This is a genomic window from Gemmobacter lutimaris (assembly GCF_003570715.1).
Lineage (GTDB): Bacteria > Pseudomonadota > Alphaproteobacteria > Rhodobacterales > Rhodobacteraceae > Gemmobacter > Gemmobacter lutimaris.
The window spans coordinates 241,085-254,757 of sequence record NZ_QXXQ01000005.1 but is presented as its reverse complement, the minus strand read 5'-3'; the positions used below and the strand labels follow the sequence as shown (position 1 = coordinate 254,757).

27 protein-coding genes are annotated in these 13,673 nt (G+C 62.9%); 1 reads left to right on the top strand and 26 read right to left on the bottom strand.

The window, feature by feature from the left end; genetic code table 11:
• Window positions 1-4: 4 nt before the first annotated feature.
• The 20 genes from D2N39_RS11590 to D2N39_RS11510 form a co-directional block, all read right to left on the bottom strand.
• Window positions 5-289 (bottom strand): hypothetical protein, encoded by a 285-nt coding sequence (locus D2N39_RS11590; protein ID WP_119134934.1) that lies wholly within the window; start codon window positions 287-289, stop codon window positions 5-7.
• Window positions 286-585: a hypothetical protein gene (locus D2N39_RS11585; RefSeq protein ID WP_119134933.1), complete on the bottom strand. Its 300-nt coding sequence runs from the start codon at window positions 583-585 to the stop codon at window positions 286-288. The genes D2N39_RS11590 and D2N39_RS11585 overlap by 4 nt, the downstream gene beginning before the upstream one ends.
• Entirely contained in the window at window positions 582-1,019 is a 438-nt protein-coding gene (locus D2N39_RS11580; protein WP_119134932.1) for a hypothetical protein, read from the bottom strand. The genes D2N39_RS11585 and D2N39_RS11580 overlap by 4 nt, the downstream gene beginning before the upstream one ends.
• Window positions 1,016-1,270 carry a hypothetical protein gene (locus D2N39_RS22675; RefSeq protein ID WP_147373476.1) on the bottom strand — a complete coding sequence of 85 codons (255 nt, stop codon included), beginning with the start codon at window positions 1,268-1,270 and terminating at the stop codon, window positions 1,016-1,018. Before D2N39_RS22675 ends, D2N39_RS11580 begins: the two co-directional genes overlap by 4 nt.
• A gap of 22 nt (window positions 1,271-1,292) precedes the next feature.
• On the bottom strand, window positions 1,293-1,535 hold the full coding sequence (locus tag D2N39_RS11575; RefSeq protein ID WP_233557126.1) for a DUF2312 domain-containing protein: 243 nt from the start codon (window positions 1,533-1,535) through the stop codon (window positions 1,293-1,295).
• A 205-nt stretch (window positions 1,536-1,740) separates the two neighbouring features.
• Window positions 1,741-2,301 (bottom strand): hypothetical protein, encoded by a 561-nt coding sequence (locus tag D2N39_RS11570; RefSeq protein ID WP_119134930.1) that lies wholly within the window; start codon window positions 2,299-2,301, stop codon window positions 1,741-1,743.
• Window positions 2,298-3,242 (bottom strand): FAD-dependent thymidylate synthase, encoded by a 945-nt coding sequence (locus D2N39_RS11565; RefSeq protein ID WP_119134929.1) that lies wholly within the window; start codon window positions 3,240-3,242, stop codon window positions 2,298-2,300. The genes D2N39_RS11570 and D2N39_RS11565 overlap by 4 nt, the downstream gene beginning before the upstream one ends.
• 318 nt (window positions 3,243-3,560) lie before the next feature.
• On the bottom strand, window positions 3,561-3,830 hold the full coding sequence (locus D2N39_RS11560) for a hypothetical protein (RefSeq protein ID WP_119134928.1): 270 nt from the start codon (window positions 3,828-3,830) through the stop codon (window positions 3,561-3,563).
• A gap of 3 nt (window positions 3,831-3,833) precedes the next feature.
• Window positions 3,834-4,409 carry an HD domain-containing protein gene (locus D2N39_RS11555; RefSeq protein ID WP_119134927.1) on the bottom strand — a complete coding sequence of 192 codons (576 nt, stop codon included), beginning with the start codon at window positions 4,407-4,409 and terminating at the stop codon, window positions 3,834-3,836.
• Window positions 4,406-5,155: a PriCT-2 domain-containing protein gene (locus tag D2N39_RS11550; RefSeq protein WP_158589815.1), complete on the bottom strand. Its 750-nt coding sequence runs from the start codon at window positions 5,153-5,155 to the stop codon at window positions 4,406-4,408. Before D2N39_RS11550 ends, D2N39_RS11555 begins: the two co-directional genes overlap by 4 nt.
• Window positions 5,152-5,319, bottom strand: coding sequence for a hypothetical protein (locus D2N39_RS22890; RefSeq protein ID WP_158589814.1), 168 nt, complete (start codon window positions 5,317-5,319; stop codon window positions 5,152-5,154). Before D2N39_RS22890 ends, D2N39_RS11550 begins: the two co-directional genes overlap by 4 nt.
• Before the next feature lie 180 nt (window positions 5,320-5,499).
• Complete coding sequence (locus tag D2N39_RS11545) at window positions 5,500-6,129, bottom strand: nucleoside triphosphate pyrophosphohydrolase family protein (RefSeq protein ID WP_119134925.1); 630 nt, start codon at window positions 6,127-6,129, stop codon at window positions 5,500-5,502.
• A 92-nt stretch (window positions 6,130-6,221) separates the two neighbouring features.
• Window positions 6,222-6,584, bottom strand: a complete 363-nt coding sequence (locus D2N39_RS11540) for a hypothetical protein (RefSeq protein ID WP_119134924.1) — start codon at window positions 6,582-6,584, stop codon at window positions 6,222-6,224.
• Window positions 6,581-6,856 carry a hypothetical protein gene (locus D2N39_RS11535; protein WP_119134923.1) on the bottom strand — a complete coding sequence of 92 codons (276 nt, stop codon included), beginning with the start codon at window positions 6,854-6,856 and terminating at the stop codon, window positions 6,581-6,583. Before D2N39_RS11535 ends, D2N39_RS11540 begins: the two co-directional genes overlap by 4 nt.
• A 182-nt stretch (window positions 6,857-7,038) precedes the next feature.
• Window positions 7,039-7,353: an H-NS histone family protein gene (locus D2N39_RS11530; RefSeq protein ID WP_119134922.1), complete on the bottom strand. Its 315-nt coding sequence runs from the start codon at window positions 7,351-7,353 to the stop codon at window positions 7,039-7,041.
• A 67-nt stretch (window positions 7,354-7,420) separates the two neighbouring features.
• Window positions 7,421-7,996 (bottom strand): hypothetical protein, encoded by a 576-nt coding sequence (locus tag D2N39_RS11525; RefSeq protein WP_119134921.1) that lies wholly within the window; start codon window positions 7,994-7,996, stop codon window positions 7,421-7,423.
• Entirely contained in the window at window positions 7,996-8,415 is a 420-nt protein-coding gene (locus tag D2N39_RS11520; RefSeq protein ID WP_119134920.1) for a hypothetical protein, read from the bottom strand. Before D2N39_RS11520 ends, D2N39_RS11525 begins: the two co-directional genes overlap by 1 nt.
• A complete protein-coding gene (locus D2N39_RS22885) occupies window positions 8,408-8,548 on the bottom strand; it encodes a hypothetical protein (RefSeq protein WP_158589813.1) in 141 nt (46 codons plus the stop codon). The genes D2N39_RS11520 and D2N39_RS22885 overlap by 8 nt, the downstream gene beginning before the upstream one ends.
• A complete protein-coding gene (locus tag D2N39_RS11515) occupies window positions 8,548-8,763 on the bottom strand; it encodes a hypothetical protein (protein ID WP_119134919.1) in 216 nt (71 codons plus the stop codon). Before D2N39_RS11515 ends, D2N39_RS22885 begins: the two co-directional genes overlap by 1 nt.
• Entirely contained in the window at window positions 8,760-9,344 is a 585-nt protein-coding gene (locus D2N39_RS11510) for a hypothetical protein (protein WP_119134918.1), read from the bottom strand. Before D2N39_RS11510 ends, D2N39_RS11515 begins: the two co-directional genes overlap by 4 nt.
• A 305-nt stretch (window positions 9,345-9,649) precedes the next feature.
• Here D2N39_RS11510 and D2N39_RS11505 point away from each other — a divergent pair, with 305 nt between their 5' ends.
• Window positions 9,650-10,159 carry a hypothetical protein gene (locus tag D2N39_RS11505; RefSeq protein WP_147373475.1) on the top strand — a complete coding sequence of 170 codons (510 nt, stop codon included), beginning with the start codon at window positions 9,650-9,652 and terminating at the stop codon, window positions 10,157-10,159.
• A gap of 901 nt (window positions 10,160-11,060) precedes the next feature.
• Here D2N39_RS11505 and D2N39_RS11500 read toward each other — a convergent pair.
• Genes D2N39_RS11500 through D2N39_RS23570 form a run of 6 tightly spaced genes read right to left on the bottom strand, consistent with a single transcriptional unit; the run spans window position 11,061 to window position 13,669 of the window.
• Window positions 11,061-12,299, bottom strand: a complete 1,239-nt coding sequence (locus D2N39_RS11500; protein ID WP_158589812.1) for a helicase HerA-like domain-containing protein — start codon at window positions 12,297-12,299, stop codon at window positions 11,061-11,063.
• Window positions 12,300-12,309: 10 nt separating this feature from the next.
• A complete protein-coding gene (locus D2N39_RS22880) occupies window positions 12,310-12,555 on the bottom strand; it encodes a hypothetical protein (protein WP_158589811.1) in 246 nt (81 codons plus the stop codon).
• Window positions 12,552-12,875 carry a hypothetical protein gene (locus D2N39_RS11495; RefSeq protein ID WP_119134915.1) on the bottom strand — a complete coding sequence of 108 codons (324 nt, stop codon included), beginning with the start codon at window positions 12,873-12,875 and terminating at the stop codon, window positions 12,552-12,554. Before D2N39_RS11495 ends, D2N39_RS22880 begins: the two co-directional genes overlap by 4 nt.
• Entirely contained in the window at window positions 12,872-13,015 is a 144-nt protein-coding gene (locus D2N39_RS22875) for a hypothetical protein (RefSeq protein WP_158589810.1), read from the bottom strand. Before D2N39_RS22875 ends, D2N39_RS11495 begins: the two co-directional genes overlap by 4 nt.
• 17 nt (window positions 13,016-13,032) lie before the next feature.
• Window positions 13,033-13,524: a hypothetical protein gene (locus tag D2N39_RS11490; protein ID WP_147373474.1), complete on the bottom strand. Its 492-nt coding sequence runs from the start codon at window positions 13,522-13,524 to the stop codon at window positions 13,033-13,035.
• A gap of 22 nt (window positions 13,525-13,546) precedes the next feature.
• Window positions 13,547-13,669 (bottom strand): hypothetical protein, encoded by a 123-nt coding sequence (locus tag D2N39_RS23570; protein WP_267899574.1) that lies wholly within the window; start codon window positions 13,667-13,669, stop codon window positions 13,547-13,549.
• Window positions 13,670-13,673 lie beyond the last annotated feature (4 nt).

The following is a 13,673-nucleotide window of genomic DNA, read 5'->3' as shown; positions in this document are numbered from 1 at the left end:
AGGATCACCCCAGAAGATCGTCAAACGCGCCGCCGCTGGCCCGTGTCGTCACGGCTGGCCGGGCCAGCGGCGGCGCGGGTTTCGTTGGTGCCGCAACCGTGGCGGCGCGCTTCGCGGTCAGCGCCATTGCGAGGGCCGTGGCTGGATCGGCGTGCCGCACGACCCGAAAGTCCTTGTCCCGCGTTCCGCGATAACTTGCCTCGAACAGCCCGTCCGCGACGCAAAACGCGAGGCTGACATAGTTCAGATCGCCCCACTTGGCGGCGTTACGCAATGCCTCGTCAATCATCCCAGCAAGTCCTCGAACGTCGAAAGCAGGGCCGTGGGCCGGGCCACGTCTTCGCCGCCATTCAGCACGGCCAGCTTGCCATTCAGGTCAAACTTGCTCCGGGCCAGCGCATCAAGGCCCATGTATTCCCGCATCAATTCCAGCTTGGCGCGGGCCAGCGCCGGAGTCGCGCCATGCACAACGATGTAGCGGTTCAGGCTGTGGATCGTGAACTGAGCGATGAAGCGACGATGTGCCGGAACATCGCTGTCCCGGCACTCGTAAATCAGGGCACGCGGCTCGGCCCGTTCCATCATTCGACGCGCCAGGCGCAAACGCCCTCGACGCCGTTCTCCGTCACGCTGCGCACCGCGAACTTCCGGCCTTCGAGGCGCTTCTGAGCCGTGAGCCGCGACGACGAGATGGTGCTTTCGCTGACCCCGCCGATGAAGAACGACTCGCCCACTTCCATGTCGTCCCACGGGTATTTCGCACGGCGACCCGAGACGACTTCCGGCATGGGGATGCCCCGGCGCAGCGAAACGCCGGTCGCGGCATGGACGCGGTGCGTCACTTCGGTCGGCGGAACATCCGCCTCGCCTTGGGCATCAGTTTCGTCCAGCCCGAGGCCCGTGTCATCGGTCGCGGATTCACCGAGGCCGAAGTCCAGATCGGATTCGGTCTGCGGCTCGTCCTGCGGATCGAGGTCGGTTTCGCTTTCGGTCGCGGTGGTCTTGGCTTTCTTGCTCATCCCAATAGTCCTTCGAATGGATCAGGTTTCAGGGCTTTGACTTTGGCCCGTTCCGCGTCGAACGCGGCGCAGGCCGAACGGATCGCATGTTCTGGCGTTTCGCAGATTTCACCCATGGCCCACCAAGCCCCGTTGCGGGCCTCGACTTGCCAGTGGGACGCGCCGCGCCGCGCCAACGTGATGCGATCAATTCCGGCTCCGATAAGCCTCGCCCCTATTTCATCGGAGCCGGAGTCACGGTTCAGAGACATGGCGAAACGCTCCGCTCCGGCCTCAGATGTTCTTCAGGATTTCCATGCCGAGGGCCTGGCGATAGATTTCCAGAACCGCAGCTTCTTCGGCCAGATCATCGGCGTCGCGCTTCCGTTCCGCGATGATCTTCTTGAAGATTTTCGGGTCAAAACCCCGGCCCTTCAGTTCAGCCAGAAGTTCTTTCTGCTGATCAGCGGTTTCCCGCTTTTCGACTTCCAGTTGCTCGTAGCGTTCGCAGAACTGACGGAGTTCGTCGGACACCATGTCATACGGCTCGGCGCCATCGTCGGCCTTGGCCTTGCGCTTCTTGTTGCCCGGCGTCTTGCCGCTGTTATGCCCCACGCCCGGCGTTGCGCTGGTTTCATCCAAGTCAAGATCGGAGGGCGCCATTGCGATTCATCCTTGTGTTGCTTGATCAACATATTGTTGATTATTGAGTATTTCGCAAGCCGAAATTTTGTCGTTCCGGCTAAATCGGCAGGCGGCCCGCGACAATTCCGGCGTAATACATCGCCTGATCCATGAACTCGTCCAACGACCCGTCGTTGTGGATCACAGCGTCATAGTTCATGGCGTAAACCCCGGCGTCGCTGGGATTGCTGACTACCTCCGGCACGTCAGGATTTTCGATGAATACAGACAGGAAGGTATAGGGCTGGTATTGCGCCACCAGGCCGGTGTTGAGCCGGGCCTTCACCCGTTCCCAGATCGCGGGTTCGCGGATGAACAGGAACACAACGCCGCGCCGCCCCGCTGTTCGACGGTGTTGCTGAACCTCATCGGCGCACCGCGCGGATCGGAACTCGGAGTGATCCCCCACCGCGTCGCCCACGGTGGACAAGAGTTTTCGATCCGCCTCGGTCTTTTGCGCCAAATCGAAACCCGCATGGCCCAGCATATCGCGGATCGGCTCGATGCTGCTGAAGCGCGCCACCGGCACGCCGAGGTGCTGCAAGCCCTGGGTCATGGCATCCACGAACGTGTCTTTCCCGGCGCGCGGCTTGCCGTTGATCAGGATAACGGTGGTCATTGCGCAGCCTCGACAGAAGTAGTTGCGATTTCAGCAATCTTGCGAAACTGATCCCAGCCCGTGAAATTGCCCCAGCGGGACGTGTCCATGTCGTTCGGATCGGGCGCCTGGCCTTGGTGTTCGAAGGGGGACATGTGCCGGGATTCAAGCAGCCTGCGGGCCAAAGCGAGGTCTTTCGCAACATCGGGCGCGGTCCCATCGTGGTTCAGGTAGGACACGCGGGCACAGCGCGCCGCGCTGATCATGGCAAGCGTCCTGAAGGGGTGCGGGCCACCGTTCGGGCCGCCGATGAGGCTGAAGGCATAGTCCCAATCCCGCACCATGGTATAGGGCAAGTGCCACCGTTGGGTTTCGAGGCCAACGGCTTCTGTCGGCTCCGATTCCGCAATCGCGGCCCGCATTGCCTCGGCCAAGGCCCGCATCGTAGGATCGGCATCGGCGTGGCAGCGCAGGGCGAAGAAGTTATCCCATTCCGTCGCGGTGACGACGACGCTGATATGCCCGAAGGGTTCCAGCAGTCGGTTCACGATCTGCTTGTGTGCGCCGAGGTTGAGCATTTCTTTCGCGCGGGCCACGGCAGCGTCGCGGGCGTCAAGCCAGCAGTCGCGGGCCAAGGGCCAGTGGGCTAGTTCGGCCCCGGCCTGCATCCCCGGCTTGTTGCTGCCCCACGCCACCGGCATTGCGGGATCATCCAGCACATCCTGGATCATGCGCTCAACGGGGACGGCGCGGCTGCTGCTGGCATTCCGGCTCAGGTTCTCGTCATCCATCAGCGAGATTTCCTGTAGGAACTCATATTCCGCATCATCAATGCGGATCAGGCGATGGGTCTTGGCCTCGGCATGGATAAAGCGGGGATACCGCAATTGCAGCGTGATCAGGTCGGGATAATCGCCCGAGGCTTGGCGGCTGCGCTGGATCACTTTGGCGGTGATGGTCATAGAAGGTATTCCCTCATCCAGTCTTTCAGGGCTTCGACTGTTTCAGCACTGTCGAATTGCCGTTGTTTCAGTTCCGCAAGGCGCTTGGTCCGCGCCTCGGTTTGGCAGGAACGACAAAGGGTATCACCATTGTCGTTTCCGGTTTTCGTCAACTTTTCCCCGCAGGTTTCACAGCACCGCAGCGTGGCTCGGACGGCGAGAAATTCCCGCTGCTTCCGTTTGTATTCCGCGAGGTGGGCGGGGCAGTATCGCTTTGCGGCAAAAGTGACAGCTTCTTCCCGGCAATTGCTAAGTTTGCACTTCGCCATTTCCCCTACCCTATTTCACTTCCAAGAAGCGGCCGTCCATGAACTCGGTCGCGTCGCGGGTGAACCGGAACGGCGCGCGACGGCCGGTGTTATGCGCCTCATAACGCAGCGCCCATTGGTCAGTTGAAGCGTTGAACACCACGTCAACCACGACGTAGAGAGTTGCGGTTTTGACGTGCAGAAAGGTTTTGCCGACGAGGTGGTGCGGCGAATGAAAGCCCTTGGCGTCCTTGTGCCAGAACTCGGTGACGCGAGGCGCCTTGCTCGGGATCGAAGTCACGTCTCACTCCACCCCGAGGGCTTGCGCCATGATCAGGAATTGCGACTTGGCCCGTGCCGGTTCCCAGCATTGGATTTCAACGCCAAGCGCAGGCCCCGGCACGTTCCACGGCAGGGGGTGCGGCATCATCAAGGCCCGCGCCTCATCCAGCAGGACGGCGTTGTCGGCCAGGCCCACTTCGGCCGGAATGTCTGGATTAAGGCCGAACCGCGCCGCGACACAGTGCCACAGCCGATCTTCCCAGACCCGGTATTCCGGCATGAAGCGTTTCACGGGCCGGGGCACATCCACGAGATAGGCTTCCGTCGCATCGTGAAGCAGGGCGTAGCGCGCCAGTTCGGGGGTCGGCATGGCCGCCGCCATCAGAACGCAATGCTCGGCAACGCTGTAGAACTTCGAGACGTGCCCAGCATAGCGGCACTGGTGCGCCAAGGCGTGCGCCACATCAATGAGGTGGATTTCATCGGCTCTGGGATCGAGGGGCCAGAACGCAACACCGCTGAAGGTCTGCATCCATGCGCCGAACCGCTGCGGCGCAGCCACTTCCGTTTCGACGGCTTTCAGGTTCGCGGCGTTCATTGCTGGGCCTCGCGTTTCGCGGTTTTGTCCCGCATGAGTTCCGCGTCAGCGAAGGACCGAAGCACAAGCAAATCCTCGGCCGGGACAGCGCCGAACGACTTCCAGACCAGTAGGGCTTGCTGCTCATCGAACTTCTCCGACTGGCGCGAGATTTCACGCCACAGTTCAAACCCCCCGACTGTGCCAGCCATTTTGCGGTGAATAGCCCTGCCGATCCTGAGCCAGCAGTCGCGGTCATCCACATGCGTTTCAACGCGATGGCCGGGCACAGCGCCGGTTCGCTGCATCCCCGAGGCGCGAAGCAGGTCCAAGAGGCCGAGCCGCGTGACGCAATAGATCGTGGCATCACCGTCAACCGGGACGGCGCGGCTGATCTGGATCGCAGCCTCCACGGCCCGCCAATCCCGATCCGGCATCGGCGCGATACGCGCCGCGTCAACGGCGGCCGCTTCCGGGTTCAGCGGATTGGGGAAATACGGATCATCGCGTTCCACCGTGACGCCCGTGATCGGCATGAACTTGTTGCCCAAGCCCTGAAGCCGGGCCATGGCCGTGGCGAAGTCGGAACAGTCATTGGTGAGTTTGACGATCTGGTAATCCGTGGAAACCAGCTTCGTCATCAAGTCACGGCGCTGAGCCTCGCGCCGGGCCAGGGCTTCGGCCGTGCTGCGGTGCCGTTCCTGAAGCACGGCGAGGCTGACAGCGGTGAGCCGCGTTTCAGTTTCGTGGTTCTGTTGCTGAGTCATTTCTCGTCGCCCCCTTGGTTGGGATTGGTGGTGTGGCCCCTCGATCCGGGCTTGCGCCGCCGCCCTGCCGTGTTCCCGCCGCTGCACGGCGGCATGAAAACCAGCGCGACACAGATAAGCAGGCACATGATGATCCAGGCGTCGGAAAACGTGATGATCCACATTGGATTTATCCGTCATCAATTTGTTGAACTATGTAGCAAGCCCAGCCGTGGCCTGCCGGTGTGCTATTTCAGGCCCCAGATCAGGAAGCCGAGGAACACGCCGCCACACAGTGCCGCAGCGCCGTATGACCAGATCAGGAGCAGTTCGTAAGACATGGCTGTTGCGCCCATTCCGCCGTCTCAGAACGCCTTGCCGCCATGGGCAAGCCGGTTCTCGCGCTTGTGGTCCGCACGGTGCCGGTTGTAGGCCCGCTTTTCCTGGATTGCCCCGCTGAGGTCGAGGCCGTGGGCCACGGCGATGGCGCAGATCACCCAAGCCGCTTCGCCCAAGGCTTCATCGAAGCGTGCCTTGTTGGCCTTGCGGTATGCCTCCATCGCGGCGCTGAGGCGGCTGTGAACCGCCATCAAGCGCGCCATGGCATCAGGACCATAGATCGACGCCGGGGCGTTGTGGTGCGCCTCGGTGATGGCCCACCCGAGATTGACCTGAGTGCCACCGGCAAGGTCGAAGATGCGGATCACCGCATCGGCCAGTTCGACTTCGAACATCATCCTGTGGGTCAGTTTGTCATCGGGAAGCCGCTGGCTCATCCCGTCGAAGGCTTCAGAAATCTCGCTGTGGATCAGGCACAGCATTTCGGGCACGTTGCGCTTCCCGATCAACGACTCGCCCGTTTTGAGGTCAGTCCACCAGCCCGCAGCCACGTTGTCGGCGTGGATTTCAGCGACAAGCGCGTTGATAGCATCGGCGGAATACAGGCGACCCGCGTTGAACATGTGGCGCAACGTGGTTTCGGTGTGCATCGTCATTTTGGTGATTCCCTGTTGACTATTCAACACTACGTTGAATTTTGGACCACGGCAAGACGGTTTTCTGCCGTGGTCCCGGTGCCGTTTCGGCGTCAGATCGAAAGGTCGGGATCGGCGTCGAACCCAAGGCCGTCATCAAGGCCGAGGTCCGACCCGCCATTCGGCTCGTGGCCCAAACCGAGGTCCAGATCGAGGTCTGCGGCTTCAGCTTCAGCCTGATCCTGATCCACGGCCGGGGCGGCGTTCAGGCTGAGCCTGGCGCTGTTCGGATCGAAGTGAATGCCGGTTGGCACGGTCTTGCCGCGCGGATCATCGGCAAATGCTTCGACCAAGGCGTCGAGCAACGGCGTCTTTTGCAGCGGTAGCCAATAGGATTTCCCCGGCGCCAGCGTGACATAGACCGAGACGTGGCCCTTGTGGTTGCGGATCGCGGCCCGCAGCTTGTCGAGGTTCATGCGCGATGCCCCCGGAACAGGCGGGGCCGGAACACGATGGCCTTGCCGTTGCCCATGTCCAGGCGGAAACGCCGCGCCCTGGGGTGACGCGGGCGGGCCGGGGTGCCACGCGGGGCGTGAGGCGCCTTGTAGTCCACGGCGCGGCCTTGGGGATCGTCGCTGAAGAAGCCCATGGTGAGCCGCTGGGCAGCGTTGAGCGGGACGGCCTGAGCCGCAGCGCCGCCACTCGCAAAAGCCGCCAAGGCCCCGCTCAAAAGATTCAGGATACGCATTGCGTTGTTCACTCCGTTGGTTGGAAGTCGGTTGGAGCCAGTTGAACCACGCGCGTGTGAGCCGCAAAGCCGACACTGTTCAACCGTCCCCAATTTGTTCAACATTTTGTTGATCTTTAGTCAAGGAAAAAGGCGCCACCCATCTCTGGATCGCGCCACGTTTCGAAGCCGTCTCCCGCGCCTCAGATCGCCAGATCGTCCAGCGTCTTGCCTTGGGCCAGCGCATCAATGGCCCATCCCGGCTTTCGGCCCCGCCCGCTCCAAGTCTGGGTCGGATCGGCGGGATTGGCGTATTTCGGCTTGGCCGGGGCACGGGTATTCGGTGCAGCATCTTCAAGCCCGAGGTCGTTGAAGGTGAAGCCGTGTTGCGCCGCAAGGGCCTTCATTTCGGCCAGCGCCTCCCGCTTCTTGCGGTTCTCGTAATCGCCAATTGCTTTTGCGACATGGCGTTCCAAGACCCGCAATTCGCTGAGGGTCATTGCGCTGAGGTCAATCATGCTTGGTTCCGGTTCAATTTCAGGGTGCTATAATTAGCGCATAGATCGGCGTTTTAAGCAAGGCGGATTAACGGTTGATCCTGTTCGATTTGGCTGCCTTGTGTCGCAGTTTCGCCATTGCTGTGTCGAACCCGGCCGTGAAACGTGAAAGCAGGGCGCCAAGATCGAGCGTGACACAGGCGTGCCCCGTATTCTCTGGCGAGACGCGGCTTTCCATGCCATCGCCAATCCCGGTGAAGCGGAACACATGCCCATATCCCTTTGGGGTTTTTCGTTTGAGCCGGTGGATCACGAGTTGAACTTGGGCAGGTTCAACGCCGCGCCGGATTGCGGCAATTACAAGCCCCATTGCCGTTGGGCCGGTTGGGTCGTCGCGCTGGATAAGGGCGCGCCGCAGCGACCGCAGCACCTCGCCGTCGAAGCCGAGTTCCATCAATTCGTGGAACACGATGCAGCGGCACGCCTGTTCCAGATCGAGATAGCCTTCCCGAACCCCGCTATCTCCCCTCTGAGCCACGACGAGGCCCCTGGCGTCGAAGCTGCGAATCCGCCGCAACAGGAGGTCCGGGCCATCGTCTTCCTTTGGCGCATCGGTCGATCCGAAAATTTTGGAAACCTCGGAGAAGGTCAGTCCGTCGATCATCACATGCACAGCGGTTTGCGCAGGGCCGCGAGTTCCACGGCGAACCTATCACAGTGCTGCCAGAGAAGTGCGAGACGCGCTTCTCGCTCGGTTCGGAACAGCGGGCCGCGAACCACCGTGGTGGACCAATTGCCGCCATCGCAGGAGAAGCGCCAAGTCTTGTGAACCGGCGCGGCAATGCCGTCATTGCGCGCAACTCTGACGCTACCGACAGCATTGAACTCAGTGGTCCAGAACACGCCTTCTTCCGGCGTTCCAACCAGGTTGTCGTAGTCGCCCCATCGGAATGGCACAGGCACGGGCCGCCCTTCGTTGGGCCACGACAGTGCTGCGCGGATGGCAACCGCGTTGAGTTCGGATATGATCGAGTCTTTCACCCAAGTCGGAAGTTTGGCTTCGCGCCAATTTCGATCAGTCATTTCGGTTGGCCTCGAATGTGAAAATGATTGCGAAAATGGCCGATGCAATGCTCATTGCAGCAAGGCCATCGCTTTGTTGTTGAACCGCGCCAGTGAAAAGAACGCCTGCGACGAACCCGGCGAACGCCGCCATCACTTAGCCGCCCGCTTCAACGCGCTCTGGATGGTCTGCTCCAAATTGTAACGCGCCGCCTTCAGATTCATTTCAATGGCTGCGTGATCCTCGGGGTGTTGCGCGCCTTTGAAGGCCCACTGTTCCACGGCGCGCATGTATGCCGTGATCTTGGCTTTGATCGGGACGGGGCAATCCGTCGAAAGGTTGTGGTCGAAGTCGGGTCGGGCGGTCATGCGTCACCCCTGATAGCACGGAGTGCGGTGAGTGTGGCCTTCGCGGTATCAACATCAACACAGACGCCATAGTCCCGCAGATCAATTCGTTCGCCGCAATCAGCATCGTCCGACATTTGCATTTCCGCTTCGCAGATCAGCTTGCCCCAGCCCTCGATTAGCGCAGAAATCTCTGGCGCCCTCTCCGCATCTCGCGCGATTATCGGTTTGTCGCCCATCGGCGAAAGTGGGATCAATGGGCCACCGCCCGTCCCGATGGCGCGCAACAAGTCGGACATTTCCGTAATCGGGCTGACCGCATCCAATTTGTGATGCGAAACCCATTGCCCGTTGGGGTGCTTCACCATCATCCACCCGTCCCAGCGACCACCGACGCAAACGCCACGATCCGATGCTATCAGCAGGACTTTGGGCACTATCACCAGATTCGGTTGCTGACAGTCGTGGCCGGGTTGATTGCCAGCAACGATGGCGCGTCGCAGGCCGCATTTCGTGCAGACCAAGACGGTCGGCGCGCCAAGGGTGATATGCTCGATCCAGTTGTGATCGTCGCAGTCCGATGTTTCGCCGTCATGCGTCATTTCGGATGACCCCTCTGCCCCACCTGATTCTAGATTGCTCAACATTATGTTGAACTGAGGGGCGCCGCAATACCAAAACTTTGGTTGGCTTTGCGTTCTTCCAGTTTTGAAACGTCGAAAGATTTGGCGGAAAAGTTTGGCGCGGGCCGGGCCAGGCGGGGTGCGATCCATCCAAGGGGCTTACGCCTCGGCCCGCACTGTGTCAGCACCGGATTGCCGGTGTGCGTCACGTCACAATTATGCCAAATTGACATGTCACGCGAGGGCATTGGCGGAATCGAAACGAGAATTTGGAGCGGGATGACGTGGCGCTGAAGCGTGTGAATCTAATAGGCGTAGGTGTGGCAATCGGTTTTGGCGCCATGCTATATTTCGGATACCGGGAATACGAAAATCGCAGCGGAACCGCGTGGCTTGCGAGTTGTGAAACCGCGTTCCTAGATAGGATAATATCGCCTGCGACATACAAGCGCCGCGATGCCAAGCTATACCAATTCGCTATGACGCCAGAGGAATACATGGCTGGCTTCGCCCCAAGGCCGGGCGCAATGGGCCACGAAACGCGCCAATGGGATCAGCGGCGGGAAGAATGGAAAGCCAACCCGCCGAACCCGATCAACTGGCAATGGGTTGTCGAGTTTGACGCCCAGAACCTACACGGCGCGGTTATCAGGGGCGATTTCACATGCGACTCCGTGACGGCGACGGGGTATCCCCCAAGGCGAATTGACCCAAGTGACGCCAAGGTTGACGGCTTGGACAACCACGAATGGCTCATGCAAGAAGCCCGGCGCGCCGGGCTTCTGGTAGATTGACCGCCAGCCGGTCGGGGATCGGGGCGCCAGCCGGTCGGGGATCGGGGCGCCAGCCGGTCGGGGATCGGGGCGCCAGCCGGTCGGGGATCGGGCCGCCAGGGCGCCGGGCCGCTCGAGGATCGGGGCGCCAGGGCGCCGGGCCGCTCGAGGATCGGGGCGCCGGGCCGGTCGAGGATCGGGGCGCCAGCCGGTCGGGGATCGGGGCGCCAGCCGGTCGGGGATCGGGGCGCCGGGCCGCTCGAGGATCAGGGCGCCGGACCGCTCGAGGATCGGGGCGCCGGGCCGGTCGAGGATCGGGGCGCCAGCCGGTCGGGGATCGGGGCGCCGGGCCGCTCGAGGATCAGGGCGCCAGCCGCTCGAGGATCAGGGCGCCGGGCCGCTCGAGGATCGGGGCGCCAGTACGCCGGGCCGGTCGAGGATCGGGGCGCCGGGCCGCTCGAGGATCGGGGCGCCAGCACGCCGGGCCGGTCGAGGATCGGGGCGCCGGGCCGCTCGAGGATCGGGGCGCCAGCCGGTCGAGGATCAGCACGCCAGCCGGTCGAGGATCAGCACGCCGGGCCGGTCGAGGATCGGGGCGCCGGGCCGCTCGAGGATCGGGGCGCCAGCCGGTCGAGGATCAGCACGCCAGCCGGTCGAGGATCAGCACGCCAGCACGCCGGGCCGGTCGAGGATCAGGGCGCCGGGCCGCTCGAGGATCGGGGCGCCGGGCCGCTCGAGGATCGGGGCGCCGGGCCGCTCGAGGATCAGGCGCCGGGCCGGTCGAGGATCAGCACGCCAGGGCGCCGGGCCGCTCGAGGATCAGGGCGCCAGGGCGCCAGCCGGAACAGCGAAAACCCGCGCCTTGCGTGGCGCGGGCCATGGTTAGAACCTGGGGCGGATTGGTGCGGCGGCCCGTCGTATTTCAACCGCCGGGCCGGGGCGGGTTGAACAGGAATACTAGGCCAAGGGCCAGCAAAACACCGAAAAGGAAGGCTCCACCGCCGCCCCAGACGATCAGGGCCACGGCGACGATAGGCGCGGCGACGAAAAGCAGCGCGGCCAATACCGCCCCGGCGTCGCGCCACGGTTCGGCGCTAATCGGCGCGGCCGGATCAGCGGGGCGCGACGCTGGTGCCAGCGTCATCGCGGGCACGGCGTCGCAAGGCGCCGTGCCGCAATCCGGCATGACGGGACATACAATTTCCGGCGCCGTGGCCCGGCCCGAGGCGCGGTCCAGCGTCACAAGTTCGGCCCGACCGATGCCTAGCGCCCTATCGTGCCTGATACGGCTGGCGCATTGTTCCGCCACGATGGCAGGAACGTCAGACTCCATCTGACTGGCGAGGATCAGGGCGACGCCTTTGGAACGGATAAGCCGGGCCGTCTGTTCCGTCTGGCGCAGCAACGCCGGGCCAGCTTCAGCAAAAAGGGCGTGCGCCTCATCTATTGCCAGAGCGAACCGGGGCCGGGCCGCGTCGCCCCGTTCCGGGAAACGGCGCCACAATTCCCGCAACAGCCGTAGCATTACCGCGCCGTAAAGCCGGGGCGATTGAAAGAGCCGCGTCGCGTCTAGCAGGGTCACGCGGCCCGGTTGATCCACCAGCGCCGCAATGTCAAGCCGGGCCGGGCCGAAGATCGGGGCCGCCCCGGCGCGTTCCAGTCGCAGCACGCCGCGTTGAACGACTCCAAGGCTGACTTGCGAAACATAGCCGTAATGCCGCGAAACCGCGTCGCGCTGGCCCAGCACGCGGGCCAGCGCGGCCCGAAGATCGGCCAGCGTGTCGAGCGGGGCGCCCGTGTCATCGGCCCAGGCAAAAACAATTTCCAGGGTAGCGGCTTGGGGTTCGCTTAGTTCCATCGCGCGGCCCAGAAGATCGGCGCCGAAGTCCCAAAGCGGTATCTGGGCCGCGCCGCTCATCACGTCCAGCCGCGTGACGCCGGGAACGCTTCGCGCAATGGCGCTTAGATCGCCTTTCACGTCGGGCAGAAGCAAGGGCACCCCGGCCCGCGAAAGCTGTTCCGCAACGCTCAATAGCGTTACGGTTTTGCCCGTGCCGGTCTGGCCCGTAACAAGGGCGTGCCGCGTCAGGAGGTGCAGCGGGATTCCGGGGGCGTTGCGGCCGCCTCGGCCCAGAGCAATGGCTTGCGGTGCGGTCGTCATGCGGAAAAGCCTAGACCGGGGCGCCGCGTCGCGCCAGTCCCGGCCCGGCGTCACGTTCCAAATGATCGGCGGCCCGGCGTGCCAGTTCCGCCTTGTCCTTTTCCCGCGCGGCGCGCGCTTCGCATTCCGTGGCGTATTCCCGAAGCGAAGCGACGGCGGATTTACCCGGCGAAAGGCGAATGTCTGTCTGGCCCGCGTCATGCGTGACGCAAGCATAGGCATTCGCCCCGATGATCAGCTTGACGGAAAGAGTCATTCGGCGGGGTCCCATTCCAGATATGCCACAATCGCGCGTTGCGTGGCGGTCGGCAGATCGGCCCATGCCACGCGGCGGCGGCTGTTCCTGGCACGATAGGCGCGCGCCTCATGGCGGGTCAGGAAAAAATGCGTGCCCCGCGTGCCATAGGCGCCGAAGTCCAGGCCAAGCACTTCGGAGTCGGCCGGATCGGGCTTCAGGATCAGGTCAAAATCCAGCGGCGCGGCCGGGGTGATGCGGAACAGGTCCAGAACTTGCGCCGCGACAATTGGCGGGGCGCCGTCGAGATAGCGGCGCGGCATTTGGCGGGGTGCCATCATTTGGCCGACTCCTTGATCGGGTTGCGGGTCGAGATGCGCCGCCCCGCGCCCATGCCGGGCAGGGTGACTTGCAGGCGGTGCCAATGGCGCGCCACGGCGCGGCGTTGCTTTGGGCTAAGGTCGTCGTCGGGGTGCAACATCGCGGTTATTCCTTGCGTTAAATGTCGAGGTGAACGAATGGCGCGTCACCATGGCTCACATGGTTGCCGAAAAACGGGTTCAATTCGCTGTAGCGGCACGCCTGCGAAAGTTTTTCGCCCAGATCATCGGCCCGCAATTCCTTGCGGTCCCAAAAGCCGACTCCGTGGCCGTTGCGGGTAAACCAATAGTCCCGCCCGGCTTGCGCCTCATCATATCCGGGCCGGTCATAGGCCAGCGCCAAAAGATCGACATGGGCGTTTTGCCAGGCTTCGCAATCCGCGCGAATCCGGGCCAGCGTGTCGGGGTGCAGATCGGTATAACCCGCATCACCGGGAAGCGCGGCCCATTGACCGGATTCCCGCATCGCCACGGCTTCGGCGTCATGCCATTCCGCGATACAGGTTCCGGGTTCGGTTTCCGTGAAAAACATTGCTTCGATGAAACCGAAAACGAATTGGCTTTCCCGGCGCGCCGCTTCGTCGCGGCCATCCATCACAAATTTCGGCATTGCGGATTCCCCTATTGGAGTTTCAAAGATAGGACAAGGCGGCGCGGATCAGCGCCACGGCGTAGGGCGCCCCGAACGGGAAGCCGATAACCAGAGTCAGGGCGCCGATTGCATCGCCAAGCCATTGCATTGCGGGGCTGTTCATCGTG

What these genes read in the sequence shown, in the direction of transcription:
- D2N39_RS11590 (WP_119134934.1), bottom strand. Translation starts at nt 289, where the DNA reads ATGATTGACGAGGCATTGCGTAACGCCGCCAAGTGGGGCGATCTGAAC.
- D2N39_RS11585 (WP_119134933.1), bottom strand. Translation starts at nt 585, where the DNA reads ATGATGGAACGGGCCGAGCCGCGTGCCCTGATTTACGAGTGCCGGGAC.
- D2N39_RS11580 (WP_119134932.1), bottom strand. Translation starts at nt 1,019, where the DNA reads ATGAGCAAGAAAGCCAAGACCACCGCGACCGAAAGCGAAACCGACCTC.
- D2N39_RS22675 (WP_147373476.1), bottom strand. Translation starts at nt 1,270, where the DNA reads ATGTCTCTGAACCGTGACTCCGGCTCCGATGAAATAGGGGCGAGGCTT.
- D2N39_RS11575 (WP_233557126.1), bottom strand. Translation starts at nt 1,535, where the DNA reads ATGGTGTCCGACGAACTCCGTCAGTTCTGCGAACGCTACGAGCAACTG.
- D2N39_RS11570 (WP_119134930.1), bottom strand. Translation starts at nt 2,301, where the DNA reads ATGACCACCGTTATCCTGATCAACGGCAAGCCGCGCGCCGGGAAAGAC.
- D2N39_RS11565 (WP_119134929.1), bottom strand. Translation starts at nt 3,242, where the DNA reads ATGACCATCACCGCCAAAGTGATCCAGCGCAGCCGCCAAGCCTCGGGC.
- D2N39_RS11555 (WP_119134927.1), bottom strand. Translation starts at nt 4,409, where the DNA reads ATGAACGCCGCGAACCTGAAAGCCGTCGAAACGGAAGTGGCTGCGCCG.
- D2N39_RS11550 (WP_158589815.1), bottom strand. Translation starts at nt 5,155, where the DNA reads ATGACTCAGCAACAGAACCACGAAACTGAAACGCGGCTCACCGCTGTC.
- D2N39_RS22890 (WP_158589814.1), bottom strand. Translation starts at nt 5,319, where the DNA reads ATGTGGATCATCACGTTTTCCGACGCCTGGATCATCATGTGCCTGCTT.
- D2N39_RS11545 (WP_119134925.1), bottom strand. Translation starts at nt 6,129, where the DNA reads ATGACGATGCACACCGAAACCACGTTGCGCCACATGTTCAACGCGGGT.
- D2N39_RS11540 (WP_119134924.1), bottom strand. Translation starts at nt 6,584, where the DNA reads ATGAACCTCGACAAGCTGCGGGCCGCGATCCGCAACCACAAGGGCCAC.
- D2N39_RS11535 (WP_119134923.1), bottom strand. Translation starts at nt 6,856, where the DNA reads ATGCGTATCCTGAATCTTTTGAGCGGGGCCTTGGCGGCTTTTGCGAGT.
- D2N39_RS11530 (WP_119134922.1), bottom strand. Translation starts at nt 7,353, where the DNA reads ATGATTGACCTCAGCGCAATGACCCTCAGCGAATTGCGGGTCTTGGAA.
- D2N39_RS11525 (WP_119134921.1), bottom strand. Translation starts at nt 7,996, where the DNA reads ATGATCGACGGACTGACCTTCTCCGAGGTTTCCAAAATTTTCGGATCG.
- D2N39_RS11520 (WP_119134920.1), bottom strand. Translation starts at nt 8,415, where the DNA reads ATGACTGATCGAAATTGGCGCGAAGCCAAACTTCCGACTTGGGTGAAA.
- D2N39_RS22885 (WP_158589813.1), bottom strand. Translation starts at nt 8,548, where the DNA reads ATGGCGGCGTTCGCCGGGTTCGTCGCAGGCGTTCTTTTCACTGGCGCG.
- D2N39_RS11515 (WP_119134919.1), bottom strand. Translation starts at nt 8,763, where the DNA reads ATGACCGCCCGACCCGACTTCGACCACAACCTTTCGACGGATTGCCCC.
- D2N39_RS11510 (WP_119134918.1), bottom strand. Translation starts at nt 9,344, where the DNA reads ATGACGCATGACGGCGAAACATCGGACTGCGACGATCACAACTGGATC.
- D2N39_RS11500 (WP_158589812.1), bottom strand. Translation starts at nt 12,299, where the DNA reads ATGACGACCGCACCGCAAGCCATTGCTCTGGGCCGAGGCGGCCGCAAC.
- D2N39_RS22880 (WP_158589811.1), bottom strand. Translation starts at nt 12,555, where the DNA reads ATGACTCTTTCCGTCAAGCTGATCATCGGGGCGAATGCCTATGCTTGC.
- D2N39_RS11495 (WP_119134915.1), bottom strand. Translation starts at nt 12,875, where the DNA reads ATGATGGCACCCCGCCAAATGCCGCGCCGCTATCTCGACGGCGCCCCG.
- D2N39_RS22875 (WP_158589810.1), bottom strand. Translation starts at nt 13,015, where the DNA reads ATGTTGCACCCCGACGACGACCTTAGCCCAAAGCAACGCCGCGCCGTG.
- D2N39_RS11490 (WP_147373474.1), bottom strand. Translation starts at nt 13,524, where the DNA reads ATGCCGAAATTTGTGATGGATGGCCGCGACGAAGCGGCGCGCCGGGAA.
- D2N39_RS23570 (WP_267899574.1), bottom strand. Translation starts at nt 13,669, where the DNA reads ATGAACAGCCCCGCAATGCAATGGCTTGGCGATGCAATCGGCGCCCTG.